This window comes from Deinococcus alpinitundrae, from assembly GCF_009982895.1.
Lineage (GTDB): Bacteria > Deinococcota > Deinococci > Deinococcales > Deinococcaceae > Deinococcus > Deinococcus alpinitundrae.
On record NZ_WXZL01000010.1, the window covers coordinates 156,552 to 171,311 of the forward strand.

Below are 14,760 nucleotides of genomic sequence, written 5' to 3' on the forward strand. Positions count from 1 at the left end.
CGCTGGCCCCGGCGCAGGTGTGACGGTAATGAAGATCAGAGCTGGAGTTGGCCCGCCGCCGCCTTGAGCTTGTAGCGGGCCATCGCTAGATTGGCCTGCTCCTTACGCAGCACCACGTACAAAAACAGCGTGGTGCCGGGCAGCACATACAGCAGGTGGTACTGCTGTTCGAGCGTCATCATCATGTCCTCGATCTGTCCCTTGATACCCAGCAATTCCATCGAGCGCCGCTGGGCGCGCACGACCTCGGTGGTGCCTGCTCCGGCCAGTTCCAGATCGATGCCCGACCCCACCATATCGAGCGCCATACCGCTGCTGTAATCGACCAGTGCGGCGGCCACGGCCCCGTCGATCGACAGGATATCGCCCACCAGAATGTCTCGACTGTTGGGCTTGCTCAGCAGCTTCTTCTCGATTTCCTTGCTCGGAACCGATACCGAGTTCTGGATGATGTACAACTCCATCTCGTCGTCGCCGATTTCTTCGGCCACCGTCAGCGCGTCAGTGACCCCAACGACCGGCGGCAGGCCGAAGGCGTCCTCGCTGAAGAGAAACTCGTCGCTGGTGTCCTCGTAAATCGTGTTGTTAGCAATCCCCGGCAAAGGCGCGTTCAGCGACGCCTCGTCCTTTTTCACCATCGCGTCCATGATCAGTGACGAGAGCGGTAGCAGCGGCGCGTTTCTGTGGTTGTGATAGGAGCGCTCGACGGCAATCGAGATGTTGTCCCAGGTCAGGATCTCGATGGCGGCCTCCTTATCCGACAAGTTCAGCGGATGCACGTAGGCGCTGACAAATTTGCCCTGATGCAGATGAATGCGCCCCCAGCGCTCCGCTGCCGAGACGTGAATCGAGACGCTCTTGGATTCCCACTCCATCATCTGCAAAAAGCTCGAGAGCATCAGCCCCTGCAACTTGCCGTTGACCAGCCCGACCATTTCCTTCTCGATTTCCCGGCTGACCTCCGGCGAACTGCCCGGTGCGATCATCGGCAGGCTGCCGAAGCGCTCGGACACCGCCTGAAACGCCGCTTCCGGCTGGTCGGAGAGCAGCAAGAAGAAGGTGCGCGGCCAGTTGCGCTTGGCATGGTCGAGCAGCGTGGTCAGGTCACCCTCGATGGCGGCCGGGTCGAGCACGATCAGGTCCGGCGGGAAACTCTCGTAGGCGCTGATCACCGCTGCGACGCTGAAGGTGGTTTCGATGCGCCACTTGGACGCTTCCCGGCTGTAGCGCCGCAGGTCCTGTTCGAGTTGGGGGGCATGCTGGGAGAGCAGCAGCAAGAATTTCTTGGTTTCAACGCGGGTCAGCATTCAGGCGGCACCTCCTTTCAAAGCGGTGCGGACAAACAGGATGAACGAAGTAACAGAACGAATCGGGCAAGCAACCGCGTGGGCGTGCAGACCCACTCACGGCACACGCCAAACAACCGGGGAACGACGGAGCCACTTGTAAAACCGAGTATAAGGAACATCCCTTACACCCTGATTACATCTCGGCAAAGCTTAAGAAAGCCGTGAAAATGGCCGCGCCGCCCTATACACCCGGTCAGTGGATCTTCAGGCGGTGGCAGATTGCAGTGCTGAGACGCCCACGTCACTGACAGCCTCGTCGTCGCCAAGTTCGGGGCCGGGCAGGAACAAGCAGAATTCCGCGCCGCCGCCCGGGTGATTGCCGCCGGTGAGCGTGCCACCGTGCGCCTCGGTGATCTGACGCGAGACGCTGAGGCCCAGGCCGCTGCTGCCTGCGCCGCTGACGAACGGCTCGAAGATGCGCTCGCCGAGGTTGCCGGGCAAACCGGGGCCGGAATCGCGCACGGTGAAGCGCACCTGCTCGGGCGTTTCGCTGAGATTGATCTCGACCCAGCCGTCCGGCCCCGCTGCCCGCCGGGCATTGGCGAGCAGGTTGCGCAGCGCCTGGGTCAGCCGGTCGGGGTCGCACAGGACCATGCCGCTCCAATCGCCGCCGAAGGTGGTGCCCGAAACCAGCCGGTCCAGGCGGCCCTGCAAGGTGAGCGCCGGGATGAAGTGCCAGGCCAGTTTCATTTCGAGCTGGCCGCGCGCGAGCTGCATCAGGTCCTGGGTGGTGAAGGTCAGTTCGTCGGCGACGAGTGCGGCGCGAATCACGCCCGCGTCGCCGGTGCGCTGGCTGGCCTGGGTTAGAGAAGCCCGCAGCACCGTCAGCGGCGCGCCGAGTTCGTGCACGATCTGGCCCAAGAGCTGCTTTTCGCGGGCCTGCTGGGTGTCGATGCGCGAGAGCAGGCGGTTGATAGCCGTCAGCAGGCGGTAGACCTCATCTTGCTGGCGGGGCAGCGGCAGCGCCGTGACCGGCTGGGCCGGGTCAATCCGGTCAGCCAGCGAGGCTGCCTGCTTGAGACCGCCCAGGGCGCTGCGGCCCAGCAACCAGCCGAGCAGCAGCATCAACGCTGGAGTCAGAATCAGCGCAGTCCACAGCAGCCGCCAGGCACTTTGACGGGCCTGGATCAGCGCGTCTTCCGGCAGGCCCACCCAGATAAAGCTCTTGCCGTCGCCGTAGCCGCTCAGCTTGCGGGTGGCGGTCCGTACTGGCAGATCCTGAATCGGCACCTCGGTGCGGCCCGCGAAGGGAAACGGGGAATCCTGGTAGATCTTGACGCCTGCGTTGGCGTAGGTCACGGTGCCGCCGCCGTCCACGATCATGGTGTAGCCGCCGCTGGGCGTAAACGGCTTGCCCAGGCCGCTGCTGCCGCTGCCGAAGGCCCCGGCCAGGCTGTCGGCGCGCTCATCTAGCCGAGCCTGAAACTGGGTGTCGAGGTCGCTGAGCAGCTTGGCGGTGATCAGGGTGCTGACCAGCCCCACCACCATCAGGGCCAGCAGGGTATACAGCAGCGCCAGCCGGAAGCGCAGGGTCTGCATGAAACGCAGGCGGGCCAAGTCGGTCACACGCAAAGTGTAGAGCCCTCAGATGAGACGAGCGTCACAATCACTTCCGGAACGGGTCGCCCGGCACCGAATTTACGCTTGCAGGACGTAGCCGACGTTACGGATGGTGCGGACCCGCAAAGTGCTGCCCACCGTTTCGAGTTTCTTGCGGAGCTGCGAGATGCGCACCTCCACGCTGTTGGAGTTGGGGGTTTCCCAGCCGTAGAGGTGCGATTCGATGTCGGCGCGCGAGAAGACCCTCTCTGGCGTGCGCATCATCAGCTCCAGAATGCGCGATTCGTGCTCGGTGAGGTTGACGTGCTGCTCGTCGGCCGTCAGCGTCAGGCTGCTGGTCGAGAGAGAAGTGTTGCCCAGGTTGACGCTGCCGCCCGAAGCGGTGCGCCGGAGGAGGGCTGTGATGCGGGCATCGAGTTCCGGCATGGCGAACGGCTTGGTGAGGTAGTCGTCGGCCCCGGCGTTGAGGCCCGCCACCCGCTCCTGCACATGGCTGCGGGCCGACAAGACCAGCACCGGGGTCGAGCTGTACTGCCTGAGCGACTGCACCAGATCCAAGCCGTTGCCATCTGGCAAATTGAGATCGAGCAAGATGAGCTGGGCGCTGTGGGTCCCCAGCCAGTTCTGGGCCTCGGCCAGCGTCGCGGCGTGAAACACCTGGTAATCGGCACTCAGGTAATCGCGCAGCAGCGGCCCCAGGTGGGGATCATCTTCGACGATCAGAATCTGTGAGAGCATCGGCACTCCTCCTCGGGTCTACTTTTTGGGCTCGGACTTGAGGTCTTTTTCGGGCGCGATCTTCAGGCCCGGCAGGGTGACATTCTGCCCGGCTCCCTGCACCGACAAATTCAGCTTGAAGCTGCCCAGAAACTTGCTGAGCGTGACATTATCGGCGCTGCCAGGCGTGTCAAGACCCAGCTGGCCATTCCTGAGCACGCCGTCGTAGCGCGCGGCCAGTCCGCTGTAGGCCGACTTCTCGCTGCCGTCGCGGGCAAACAGCACGACCACCGGGCCGCTGTAATCGGTTACGAGCTGCAAATTGAGTTTACTGCCGCTGAGTTCGCCGTAGCCCAGCTTGGTCTGGAGATCACGGTCCCAGACAATGACTTGCAGCGCGCCAGCACTGGTCTGGAGCAGCAAGGTCACAAGGAGGGTGGGCAGCACAAAGCGTTTCATCATCATTACTGTACCGGAAGTTCGCCTGACGGCTGGAGGAGGTGAGGCGGGTCATGCCCGCGCCGGAAAAGCCTTCACCGACTCTAGCGAACGAACCTGACGCCGCGATGACAGCGGGCGCAAGCCGGAAGGGCACAGAACCGAGCGCCAACCGCCGCAGCCCTGTGCTGGCCGGTTCTGAGCGCTCCCGAAAGGAAACGGTCAGCCGTGAACCTCTTTGCCGTTCAGCTTACCCTGCCACTTCCTCGCCGTCCCAGAGGGCGCGCATCTGCGGGCTGCGGGCCAGCAACTCACCGAGTCGGCCCTGATCCGCGACGTGTCCCTCGTCGAGCACGATGATCCGGTCGGCGCGCAGCAGAGCGGCCCGGCGGTGCGAGACGACCAGGCAGGTGGCGTTGGGCAGTTCGGTGGACAGACCCAGCCAGAGCTGGCGCTCGGTCTCGGCGTCCAGGGCGCTCGACACGTCGTCGAAAACCAGCAGGTCGGCGTTCTGGGCCAGCATCCGGGCCACCGCTGCGCGCTGGACCTGTCCACCCGAGAGCTTGACCCCGCGCGCCCCGACCTGGGTCGAGAGGCCCTGCGGCAACTCGCTGAGGTCCTGCTGCATCACCGCCAGCCGCAAAGCGCGCTCCAGCGCCTCGCCCGCGGCACTCTGGCCCATCAAGACGTTTTCCTCCAGAGTGTCGCTGAACAGTTGCGGCAACTGGGCGGTGTAGGCGCTGCGCGGCGGCACGAAGAACGAGGCGAGGTCGGTGACCTGCTCGCCGTTCCAGACGACCTCTCCCCCGCTGTGCGGAAGCAGGCCCAGCAAAGCGCGCAGCAGGGTGCTTTTGCCGCTGCCGATGCGCCCGGTGACGACCACGAACTCGCCGCGCGTGAGGCGGAACGATGCCTCGATGAGGCCACGCCCGCTGTCGTGCACGGCGCTGAGGCCGCGCACCTCCAGGGTCTCGAACGCCGTGGCCCCGGCCCGGGTGGGCAATTCGGGAAGCTGGCCGTTCAGATACAGCTCGTGGTGGGCGACGACTTCGGGCATGGGCGCGTCTTGCAACAGGCGCTGCATCCGCTCGAAGCTGACTCCGGTGCGGCGGTGACGGGCGATCATGTCGCCGAAGTAACCCATGCTGCCGGTCAGACGCGGCAGCAGCGCGAAGAACAGCACGAAGTCGCCGACATTCATGCGCCCGCGCAGAATCAGGTTCGCGCCGAGCAGCAGCACCGCGCCCACCGCCAGATTGATCATGTTGGTGTTGACACCCTTGATCAGCTCGGTGAGCAGCACGTCTTTCAGGGCCGCCGCCTTGCGGGTCTCGCCCAGCCGTGCGAGGTGCGCCACCATCTGCCCCTCGTGGGCCGAGAGCTTGACGGCGCTGACGGCCCCGAAGGTCTCGCCCAGAAAATCGGTGACGCGGGCCGTGGCCTGCCGCATCCGGCGGCGGTAGCTGCGAATCTGCGGAGACAAGCGCTGCACGAACAACACCACTAGCAGAAGCGGCGCGCAGACGACCAGGGTGATGGTGGGATCGACCCGCCACATCAAGGTGATGGCGACGACGCTGTAGATCAAGAATCCCCCGGCATCCACCCAGACCTCGGTGTAGGCGGCCACATCGTCCACATCGTCACGAAAGCGGCTGACCGCCTCGGCGGGGGTGTCAGGCAGCCGCCGCGAGCCGCGGGACAGCAGCAGCCAACCCAACAGGTTGCGTCTCAGCAGGGCATCGAGGGTAAACCACAGCCGGAACCAGGCCCGCACGGCGAAGTAGAAGACCCCAAAGCGGGCGAAGCGGGTCACGGCGAAGCCCACCACCGCAATCCAGGCCGCCGTGATCGCCACTTGCCGAATGCTGCCCGGCGCACCTGCCGCGCCTGCCGCCCCGGCGGTCTGAAGCTCGCCCAGGTGCGCGAAGATCCGCGAGACGAAGTAGCTGAAAAAGGCGGGCAGGGCGTGAAAGCCGCTCCAGGCCAGCACGTTGAGCACAAACAGCCGGGGCCGGTAGGCGAACAGGCGGCGCATCAAGGGGAAGGTGGGCACCTCGGAGGGGGACTGCTTTGTGGGCGTCTGGGGCGCGGCGGTCATGCGAGCACCTCCCGGATGTCGTCTTCCAGGGCGTCGATCTCGCCCTCATCCGACCCGCCGAGCTGTCCGGCCCGCAGCAGCCGGGAGTAGTGGCTGCCCGTGTCGGCGGCCAGGGCCTCGCGCGCGCCGTATTCCAGCACCCGACCCGCACCCAGCACCAGAATGTCGTCGGCACGGGCCACGGTGTCGAGGCGGTGGGCAATCACAATAGCGCTGCGGCCCGACAGCAAGCGGTTCATGGCGGCGGTCAGGCGGGCCTCGGTGGCCGGATCGAGGCGGCTGCTCGGCTCGTCGAGAATAATCAGGCCCGGATCACGCAGCATCACGCGGGCAAAGGCCAGGAGTTGTGCCTCGCCCGCCGACAGGCTGCCCGCCGGGAGGCTGGTGCCCAGGCCCTCGGGCAGCTCCTCGGCCCAGTCGAGCAGGCCCACCTCGGTCAGGGCTGAGCGCACCCGCTCGTCGGAAATCCCGGGATCGAAGAACGTCAGGTTGTCGCGCACCGACGCCTGAAAGAGCTGCACATCCTGGGTCACGACGGCCACCCGGCTGCGCAGCGAGGTCAGATCGGCCTCCAGGGTCGACACGCCGCCCAGCCGCAGCGCACCGGAAGTGGGGTCATAGAGCCGCGAGACCAGCCGGGTCAGGGTGGATTTTCCGCTGCCAGTGCGGCCCAGCAGGCCCAGGGTGCGGCCCGCCGCCAGCTGGAAAGTGAGCTGGCTCAGCACGCGGGCGCTGGGATCGTCCTCTCCCTCGTAGGCGAACGACACGTCGTCGAAGTCCAGCGAGAGTGCACCTGCCGGGAGGAGCCGCGTTCCGGAGGGCAACTGGGAGGTCAGACTCAGGATCTCGCCGACCCGCAGCAAGCTGGCCCCGGCCTTCTGCACGTCCTGAAGCTGCTGGGTGAGCTGGTCGATCGGTTCTTCGACCATGCTCATGTACTGGTAGAGCAGCAGGGCCGTGCCCACCGTGATGGTTCCGGCGGCATAGAGGCCAACCGCCGCGCCGATGACACCCACGTAGCCGAAGGTGAACATCAGCATGCTGAACTGCCAGACCGCCGTGCGCTCGACGCCTGCGGTCATCAATTGCCGGAAGAAGCTGCCCTGCACGCCCAGAAACTTGCGCAGGGTATAGGCGCCGCCGCCCAGCGACCGCACATCGTCGAGGCCCGAGAGCCGCTCCTCGATAAAGCCGAACAATTTGGCGCTGCCCTCGCGCTCCAACCGGGTGGGTTCGATGCCCCGACGGCGCACCCGGTTCATGCCCAGCAGGGTCAGGGCGACGAATGCCAGCACGCCCGCGCCCAGCCAGGCGTTCTCGCGGAAGAACATGACCACGCTGCCGGTAAGGAGCAGCGCCGCGCCGAAGACCCGCACGGCGAACTGCGAGAAGAAGTTGCTGAGTGCTGTCACGTCGCCGTCAATGCGCTCGATCATCTCGCCGGGGGTGCGCTCCTTGTGGTATTTCATGTCGAGGCCGAGCAGGTGGGCGGTCAGATCGGTTCTGAGGCGGTTGGTCGCGCTCCAACCGACCACCGCGCCCAGGTAGGTCGCGCCCGCCGAGAGCAGTTGCACGATCAGCGCCACGCCGATATACATCAGCGAGAGCCGGGTGAGGGTGCCCAGCGCGCCCAACCCCTCTCCCCCGGCGGTGAGCGCGGCGGTGGACGTATCCACGAAGCGGGCGATCAAGAGCGGCAGGGTCAGGGTCAGCAAGGTGCTGCCGATCAGCAGCGCGGCCAGCAGCAGCACGCGCGGCCACATCGGCAGCAGGTAGGTGCCCAGCACCTTGAGGGCCGGGGTGGAAGAGGGCAGCGGGGCAGCGGGCGCAGACATAGCTCCAGACTAAGCTGGGGGCGTGAAGGGCGCATCCGTCATCTGGCGGAGGACCGCAGCCTGCCGGAAATCAGCGAATGCCCTCAGCCACGCCGTCGATCATCAGTTGCTCGTTGAGGTTCTGCTTGTTTTTCCAGAGGATCACACCCTGCACCGCGCCCTTCTCGACGATCTCGGCTTGCAGGAGTGCGCCGCTCGGCAGATACAGGCCCAGCACCCCGGTGGACTTGCCAGCGATCTTGATTCCGGCCAGGCGCGTCTTAAGCGACACGCTGCCGTATTTCAGGATCAGGTAGCCCTGAGCGTCGATCTTATCGAACACGACATTAAACCGAACATGCTTGCTGACGTCTTCCTTTTGAATGGCCTGCCAAGTCTTGGCCCCGGCAGGCACGCTCTGGGCCTGGGCCGGGCATAGCAGCAACGTGAGGACGGCGGCACACAGCACGCTCCACGGCCAGCGGGTCTTGAGGAGGGTCGCCTGCTTTGTCATAGTCATTCTCCCGCGAGAAACCTTCGTTTTGGTAGGCAACAGGTCGTCGCCACGAACAACTCGGACAGGATGCGCCTGCCGCGCTTAAGCTGTTGTGCGCAACCCTGACCAGCTGGAGTCTGCTTCACCTCTGCGATTTTGGTTTGCCGAGTCTAATGGCCCGACTCTTGCAGGCTTCTTTCAGTGACACTTTTCGCTCTCTGCGGTGCTCAGGGCAGTCCGAACCAGCCCGTCAGCTGTTCGCCCGCCTGAACGATGTCTCCGGGACTTCCCAGGGCCACGCCGCTTCCCGCGAACGGTACCCGCGCGGTGGTGTGCGCCTTGATGTTCAGGTTCTCGAAGTTGCCGTGATCGCTGCTGATGACGAGCCGCCCGCCTGCGTCGAGCATCCCGGTGAGCAGGGCGTCCAGGTGGCGCAGGTAGCGCTTCCCCGCCGTCAGCAGTTCCGGCGCCGCAGCGGGTCTGCCCTCGTGCCCCAGCACGTCGCTGAGCCACAGATCGAGCACCAGCAGATCGGCACGCTCGGCGGCGCGGGCCACGCTCTGCCCCACCCGGCGCAGATCGTCCAGATTGTGCGTGGCGGCCCAGGGCGCAGCGTGGCTCAGGCCCAGGGTGGGCGACACGCCCGGCAGCCCCGGCGGATTGAGCGGCAATCCGGCGGCCAGAAACGAAAAGGGAAAGCAGCCGTAGCGGGGCCTGCGGGCATGCGCGGCAAAGTAGCCGGGTGGGTAGAAGTTGAGCAGCGCCGCCTTGAGACCCGCGCGGGTCAGCCGCACCGGCAGCGACGATTCGCGCAGCAGGGCCTGCAGGGTGGGGCCGGGATGCGGGCCGAAGTGCTCGCCTGCTTGTTTGCCCGTCGCACCCTTGCCCATCAGGCGCACGGCGTTTTGCCCGGTCAGCCAGCAGCTCTGGCCGGTGCCGGACTGCGGCAGGCCCGGCACGCCCAGCGTGGCGTCGAGCGCCAGCCCGGCGTCGATCAGCGGACGCAGGGCTGGTAAGTCCTGCTCCCACACCGAACCCGGCGGCGCGTCTGCGGGGTGACCCACGCCGTCGAGGGCCAGCCAGATGACGCCGCTCATGTGGGCAGTCTAGACACTATTTTTTCTGCCAGCTCCAGGCCCGCACAGCGTCCACCGCAAACCAGACGGCCAGCACGCCCAGCACCCCGGCGGCGACCCAGCTGTGGCCCTGGGCAAAATAGACGGCAACACCAGCGCAGATGAGCGCCAACAGCACGCTGAAGAGCAGCACATACTTGGTGGGAACACGGCGTCCGAACATGCCCCCACGGTAACAGCGGGCCTCTGGCGAAACTCTGACGCGCCCAAGGGGCCTGGGCGCAACGGCAAGCCTTGTGACGGTCACCCAGCCCTGCCCCCGCCAGCATAGGCTGTAGACATGACTGGACTCAGGCAAGCAGACTACGACGTGCTGGTAATGGGCGCGGGCCACAACGCCCTGGTGACGGCAGCCTACGCAGCGCAGGCGGGCCTCAAGGTGGGCGTCTTCGAACGGCGGCACATCGTCGGCGGAGCGGTCAGCACCGAGGAACTCGTGCCCGGCTACCGCTTCGACTACGGCGGCAGTGCCCACATCCTGATCCGGATGACCAAGGTGGTGCAGGAACTGGAGCTGAACCGCTACGGCCTGCACTACCTGGAAGTGGATCCGATGTTTCAGGCCTCGGACGGCGAGACGCCCTGGTTCATGTACCGCGACGCCGAGCGCACCATTGACGAACTCAACGAGAAGTTTCCCGGCCAAGGGGACGCCTACCGCAAATTTCTGAGCGACTGGACCCCCTTTGCCGACGCGGTGGCCGATCTGTTCAACTCCGCGCCGGGACCGCTGGAACTCGGCAAGATGCTCATCAACAGCGGCAAGGGCCGCGACATGAGTCAGCAGCTGGCCGCCATCTTGCGCCCTTACGGCGACGTGGCCCGCGAGACCTTCAGCGAGGAGCGGGTGCGTGCGCCACTCACCTGGATGGCTGCCCAGAGTGGCCCGCCACCGTCGGACCCGCTGAGCGCGCCCTTCTTGTTGTGGCACCCGCTCTATCACCAGGGCGGCGTAGCGAGGCCCAAGGGCGGCAGCGGCGGCCTGACCAAAGCGCTTAAGTTGGCGATCGAGGAAAACGGCGGCGACGTGTTCGTCAATGCGCCGATCAAGCGGATTCTGGTCGAGAACGGCAAGGCGACGGGTATCGAACTGGAAGACGGCACCCGCTACACGGGCCGCTCGGTGGTGGCAGGCAGCCATATTCTGACCACCGCCGCCGCCCTGCCGGACGAGTACGTGCCGGAAGCGGCCAAAAAGGTCCGTGTCGGCAACGGCTTCGGGATGATTCTGCGCCTGGCCCTGAGCGGCAAGGTCAAGTACCGCAACCACACCGAGCCGGATTCGCGGGTGGCGCTGGGGCTGCTGATCAAGAACGAGCGCCAGCTGATGAAGGCCTACGGCGAGTATCTGGCCGGCGAACCCACCACCGACCCGCCGATCATCGCCATGAGCTTTTCCGCCGTGGACGACGCCCTGGCTCCCCCCGGCTGCGACGTGCTATGGCTGTGGGCGCAGTATTACCCGTATGAGCTGGCCTCCGGAACATGGGAAAGCCGGGTGGCCGAGGCCCGAGACAACATCCTGACCGCCTTCGAGCACTACGCCCCCGGCACCCGCGACATGATTGTGGGCGAACTCGTTCAGACGCCGCAGTGGCTGGAGAGCAACCTGGGGCTGCACCGGGGCAACGTGATGCACCTGGAAATGAGCTTCGACCAGATGTTCTCGTTCCGGCCCTGGATGCAGGCCAGCCAGTACAAATGGCCGGGCGTCAAGGGGCTGTACCTGACCGGCGCGAGTACCCACCCCGGCGGCGGCATCATGGGCGCATCGGGCCGCAACGCCGCGCGGGTGCTGATTCACGACATGATGAGGCGCAGGGTCTGGGGGCTGGGCCTGCCGTGACCTACTTGCAGTACCACCTCGTGTTTATCGTGCCGCTGCTGCTGGCGCTGGCGCTGCTGACCTGGGCGCAGACCCGCCGGGGGCAATCCGTGGCAGGCCAGTTCCGGCCTGAAAACAAGTGGGCCTGGACCACATTCCTTCTGTTTCCGCTGATTCCGCTGATCTACACGACGCCCTGGGACAACTATCTGGTGTTCAAGGGCGTCTGGAACTATCCACCGGAGCGGGTGCTGGGCCGCCTGCTGTATGTGCCCTACGAGGAATACGCCTTCTTCCTGTTGCAAACGCTGATCACTGGGCTGTGGCTGTACCTGCTGCTGCGCCGGGCCGGTGCGTCGCAGGTGTCGCCGCGCCCCTGGCTGACCCGCTGGGCCGCCGCCGGGCTGTGGCTGGGCGTGGCGTTTGCGGGCGCGCTGATGCTGCGCTTCGAAACGACTTTCTATCTGGGTCTGATTCTGGCCTGGGCCGCGCCGGTGCTCTCCGGGCTGTCGGCCTTCGGCGGCGATCTGGTCATGGGCAGGCCGCGCACCTTCTGGTGGGCCACGCTGCCGCCCACGCTTTACCTGTGGGCCACCGACCTCTACGCCATCCACGCGGGCATCTGGAGCATCTCGCCGCGCTACACCCTGGGTTGGAATCTCTTCGGGGTGCTGCCCGCCGAGGAAATGATCTTCTTCCTGATCACCAACCTGCTGATCGCCACCGGGCTGCTGGCCTTCCTCCACCCGGTCGCGCTGGAGCGGGTCAATGTGCTGAAACGGGTGTTCCGGCCCTGGCAGGGCTTGTTGCTGCTCTACGCCCTGCTCAAGGTTCCGGTGCCGCTGTGGCCGGACGGCTTTCCGCTGCTCGGCACGCTCAGCACGGCAGCCCTCTTTCTGGCGGGCCTGGTCTGGGCCTGGGAGAAGGTCGGCGCGCGGTCTCTGCTGCTGGCGGTGCTGGCCTTCGGCGTGGGGCTGGGAGTGGAAGTGCTGGGCAGCCGCACCGGCTTTCCGTTTGGCGGCTACAGCTACGCGGGTGCGCCGGGCCTGACCCTGCTGAGCGTGCCGCTGCTGGTGCCGCTGGGCTGGTTTGCCATGACATTATCGGCGGCGCTGCTCACGCGGGGCCGCGCCTGGCTGGCGGGGCTGCTGCTGATCGCCTGGGACATCGGGCTGGAGCCACTGATGACCGCCCAGGGGTTCTGGACCTGGAGTGACGCTGGGGCGCTGTGGGCCGGAGCGCCGATTCAGAATTTTCTGGGCTGGTGGGCGGTGGGGACCGGGCTGGTGTGGGCCTTCGGAAAAATCGCGCCGGAACTTTATCAAGCCGCACCGAACAATCGGCTTCCCGCTGATTTTCGCCTCGCCTACCTGATTGAGGCGGCCTTCTTGCCGTTCGGCCTGCTGCTGCTGGGTCTGCCGGGAGCGGCGCTGTTCACCGCGCTGGCGATGGGCGCGGCGGTGTGGTCGGTGTTCAGGAGCGGCCTGGCGATGCGGCCCCGGATAGGTCAACGTGACCGGCAGGTTTGAGTTCAAGCGAGCTGACTTTTTCGAGTGGACACTCAGAAGCACCATTCGCCGCCAGATCAGAGGCGGACTGCGCGGCGTGTGGGTGCGCGGCGAGTTGCCCGCAGGCGCGGCGGTGCTGGCTCCCTCGCACCAATCGTGGTGGGACGGGTACGTGCTGAGGGAAATAGCTTGGCAACTCGGGCAACCCTTCGGCGTGCTGATGAGCGAGCGCCAGCTCACGACCTTTCCCTTTCTGCGCTTGGTCGGGGCCATCGGTGCCCACGAGCTGCGGCCCGCGCTGAGACTGCTTCAGGCCGGAAGCTGGGTGGTCGTATTTCCCGAAGGGAGCATGGAAACGCCCGGTCCGGTGCGGCGCACCCAACCCGGCGCGGCCTGGCTGGCCCGAGCGTCGGGCGCGGCGCTGGTTCCAGTGGCCCTGCGGGTGGTGCTGCGCGGGCAAACCCGGCCTGAGGCGTACCTGCGGTTCGGGCAGGCAGTCACGGGACCGGAGTTGGCTAGGGCGTTGCAAGCTGAGCTGGACCTGCTGGATGCCGAATTGCTGGGCAGCGACCCAGAGCAGCCGCTAGCGGGCTACCTGCGCTTCACGGGCGGGCCGAGCTTGCACGACGGTCAGCCGGACCTGGCCGTCCGCTGGCTGGCCCACCTGACCCGCCGCCTGCCTTAGATTGGCGACCAGACCACTCGATGAGTCGGAAATGAAGATTTTCATTCAGCAAGCCTTCATCTTTTAGTGAAGCGGCCTGCTGATTGAGAGCAAAGGACAACCACGCTCAATAGCCTCGCCCCTCTCAACAACCGGGGCCTCCAATGGACAATCCGCACTCATTCTGCCTGCCTGAGCACAGTTCCTGTTCAACCTTCGCACAATCTTCGCAAAACGGTGGTTGTGTAAAGCATGCCGAGTTCTGACGCTTCCGTACCGGGGGAATCGCCGCGCAGCGAGCCGCCGATTTCACCGCCTTCACGCCGCCGCCTGCCCGCCTGGGCCATCACCATTCCGCTGCTGTGCCTGGCGGCCTACGGCGGCTACCGCCTGGGCCAGCCTGCCGCCAGCACCCAGACCGGGGGGTTCGGCCAGGGGCAATTCAGTCAGTCGGGGGCAGGCGCTCAGCGTCAAGGCAACCAGGGTCAGGGTGCCCAGGGTGGAGGTGCGCCGGGTGCCGCCGGACAGCCCGCCAGTGGACAATTTGGCGGTAGACAGTCTGGTGGTGGACAGACGGCCAGCAACCCGACCGGACAGGTAGGTCAACCCACCCAGGGCACAGCGGGACAGACCGGTGCCGGACAGGGCGGGAGTGGTCGTCAGCGCGGTTCGGGCACCGCAGACCAGACCGGGCAGACCGGGCAGGGCCAGTTCGGTAGCGGCCAGGGGCAGGCGGGCCAGCGCGGTGCGGGGTCCCGGCGAGCGGGCGGCGGCGCGGCCAGCGTCACTATTCCAGTCACGGCGGCAGCGGTCAAGGCCGGAGCGTTGACCACCAACCGCAACACCACCGGCACCGTCGCCGCCGCCCAGACCACCACCGTCACTGCCCGCAGCAGCGGCACGGTCCAGACCCTCGAAGCCCAGGTTGGACAAAGCGTCCAGGCAGGCGAGACGGTCGTGCTGCTGAGCAATCCCGATCTGAATGCCAGCGTGCAGAGCGCCCAGAACGCCCTCCAAAGTGCTCAGGCCCAGCTCGCCAACCAGAGCACCACGCTCACCTCCAACCGCACCCAGCTCGAGCAGGCGGTCAAATCGGCCCAGCTCGCCCTGCAAAACGCCCAGGAGACCTACAACGCTTCCAAGCAAATTTAT

12 protein-coding genes and 1 pseudogene are annotated in these 14,760 nt (G+C 66.1%); 4 read left to right on the forward strand and 9 right to left on the reverse strand.

The window, feature by feature from the left end; genetic code table 11:
* Window positions 1-35: 35 nt before the first annotated feature.
* The 9 genes from GUI70_RS11540 to GUI70_RS11580 form a co-directional block, all read right to left on the reverse strand.
* Window positions 36-1,307 (reverse strand): DUF4388 domain-containing protein, encoded by a 1,272-nt coding sequence (locus tag GUI70_RS11540; protein WP_161882456.1) that lies wholly within the window; start codon window positions 1,305-1,307, stop codon window positions 36-38.
* Window positions 1,308-1,553: 246 nt separating this feature from the next.
* Window positions 1,554-2,915 carry a sensor histidine kinase gene (locus tag GUI70_RS11545; RefSeq protein WP_306468296.1) on the reverse strand — a complete coding sequence of 454 codons (1,362 nt, stop codon included), beginning with the start codon at window positions 2,913-2,915 and terminating at the stop codon, window positions 1,554-1,556.
* A gap of 72 nt (window positions 2,916-2,987) precedes the next feature.
* On the reverse strand, window positions 2,988-3,647 hold the full coding sequence (locus GUI70_RS11550; RefSeq protein WP_161882457.1) for a response regulator transcription factor: 660 nt from the start codon (window positions 3,645-3,647) through the stop codon (window positions 2,988-2,990).
* Between the two features lie 18 nt (window positions 3,648-3,665).
* Entirely contained in the window at window positions 3,666-4,085 is a 420-nt protein-coding gene (locus GUI70_RS11555; RefSeq protein WP_161882458.1) for a hypothetical protein, read from the reverse strand.
* A 229-nt stretch (window positions 4,086-4,314) separates the two neighbouring features.
* Window positions 4,315-6,165, reverse strand: coding sequence for an ABC transporter ATP-binding protein (locus GUI70_RS11560; protein ID WP_161882459.1), 1,851 nt, complete (start codon window positions 6,163-6,165; stop codon window positions 4,315-4,317).
* Window positions 6,162-8,000 carry an ABC transporter ATP-binding protein gene (locus GUI70_RS11565; RefSeq protein WP_202630464.1) on the reverse strand — a complete coding sequence of 613 codons (1,839 nt, stop codon included), beginning with the start codon at window positions 7,998-8,000 and terminating at the stop codon, window positions 6,162-6,164. Before GUI70_RS11565 ends, GUI70_RS11560 begins: the two co-directional genes overlap by 4 nt.
* A 70-nt stretch (window positions 8,001-8,070) precedes the next feature.
* Window positions 8,071-8,493 carry a hypothetical protein gene (locus tag GUI70_RS11570; protein WP_161882460.1) on the reverse strand — a complete coding sequence of 141 codons (423 nt, stop codon included), beginning with the start codon at window positions 8,491-8,493 and terminating at the stop codon, window positions 8,071-8,073.
* 209 nt (window positions 8,494-8,702) lie between these two features.
* Window positions 8,703-9,572 carry a metalloenzyme domain protein gene (locus GUI70_RS11575; protein ID WP_161882461.1) on the reverse strand — a complete coding sequence of 290 codons (870 nt, stop codon included), beginning with the start codon at window positions 9,570-9,572 and terminating at the stop codon, window positions 8,703-8,705.
* A gap of 16 nt (window positions 9,573-9,588) precedes the next feature.
* Window positions 9,589-9,774: a hypothetical protein gene (locus tag GUI70_RS11580; RefSeq protein WP_161882462.1), complete on the reverse strand. Its 186-nt coding sequence runs from the start codon at window positions 9,772-9,774 to the stop codon at window positions 9,589-9,591.
* Window positions 9,775-9,891: 117 nt separating this feature from the next.
* On the opposite strand from GUI70_RS11580, the gene GUI70_RS11585 reads away from it, so the two are divergent.
* The 4 genes and pseudogenes from GUI70_RS11585 to GUI70_RS11600 form a co-directional block, all read left to right on the forward strand.
* Entirely contained in the window at window positions 9,892-11,457 is a 1,566-nt protein-coding gene (locus GUI70_RS11585) for a phytoene desaturase family protein (RefSeq protein WP_161882463.1), read from the forward strand.
* Window positions 11,454-12,965: a carotenoid biosynthesis protein gene (locus GUI70_RS25000; protein ID WP_161882464.1), complete on the forward strand. Its 1,512-nt coding sequence runs from the start codon at window positions 11,454-11,456 to the stop codon at window positions 12,963-12,965. Before GUI70_RS11585 ends, GUI70_RS25000 begins: the two co-directional genes overlap by 4 nt.
* Window positions 12,949-13,629: a lysophospholipid acyltransferase family protein gene (locus tag GUI70_RS11595; protein ID WP_161882465.1), complete on the forward strand. Its 681-nt coding sequence runs from the start codon at window positions 12,949-12,951 to the stop codon at window positions 13,627-13,629. The genes GUI70_RS25000 and GUI70_RS11595 overlap by 17 nt, the downstream gene beginning before the upstream one ends.
* A gap of 231 nt (window positions 13,630-13,860) precedes the next feature.
* Window positions 13,861-14,760: pseudogene (locus GUI70_RS11600) on the forward strand (hypothetical protein); the annotation flags it as partial.

Excerpts from the sequence above, each read along its gene's own strand:
- GUI70_RS11570 (WP_161882460.1), bottom strand. The coding sequence starts at position 8,493 with ATGACAAAGCAGGCGACCCTCCTCAAGACCCGCTGGCCGTGGAGCGTG.
- GUI70_RS11540 (WP_161882456.1), bottom strand. The coding sequence starts at position 1,307 with ATGCTGACCCGCGTTGAAACCAAGAAATTCTTGCTGCTGCTCTCCCAG.
- GUI70_RS11580 (WP_161882462.1), bottom strand. The coding sequence starts at position 9,774 with ATGTTCGGACGCCGTGTTCCCACCAAGTATGTGCTGCTCTTCAGCGTG.
- GUI70_RS11565 (WP_202630464.1), bottom strand. The coding sequence starts at position 8,000 with ATGTCTGCGCCCGCTGCCCCGCTGCCCTCTTCCACCCCGGCCCTCAAG.
- GUI70_RS11575 (WP_161882461.1), bottom strand. The coding sequence starts at position 9,572 with ATGAGCGGCGTCATCTGGCTGGCCCTCGACGGCGTGGGTCACCCCGCA.
- GUI70_RS11555 (WP_161882458.1), bottom strand. The coding sequence starts at position 4,085 with ATGAAACGCTTTGTGCTGCCCACCCTCCTTGTGACCTTGCTGCTCCAG.
- GUI70_RS11560 (WP_161882459.1), bottom strand. The coding sequence starts at position 6,165 with ATGACCGCCGCGCCCCAGACGCCCACAAAGCAGTCCCCCTCCGAGGTG.
- GUI70_RS11550 (WP_161882457.1), bottom strand. The coding sequence starts at position 3,647 with ATGCTCTCACAGATTCTGATCGTCGAAGATGATCCCCACCTGGGGCCG.
- GUI70_RS11585 (WP_161882463.1), top strand. The coding sequence starts at position 9,892 with ATGACTGGACTCAGGCAAGCAGACTACGACGTGCTGGTAATGGGCGCG.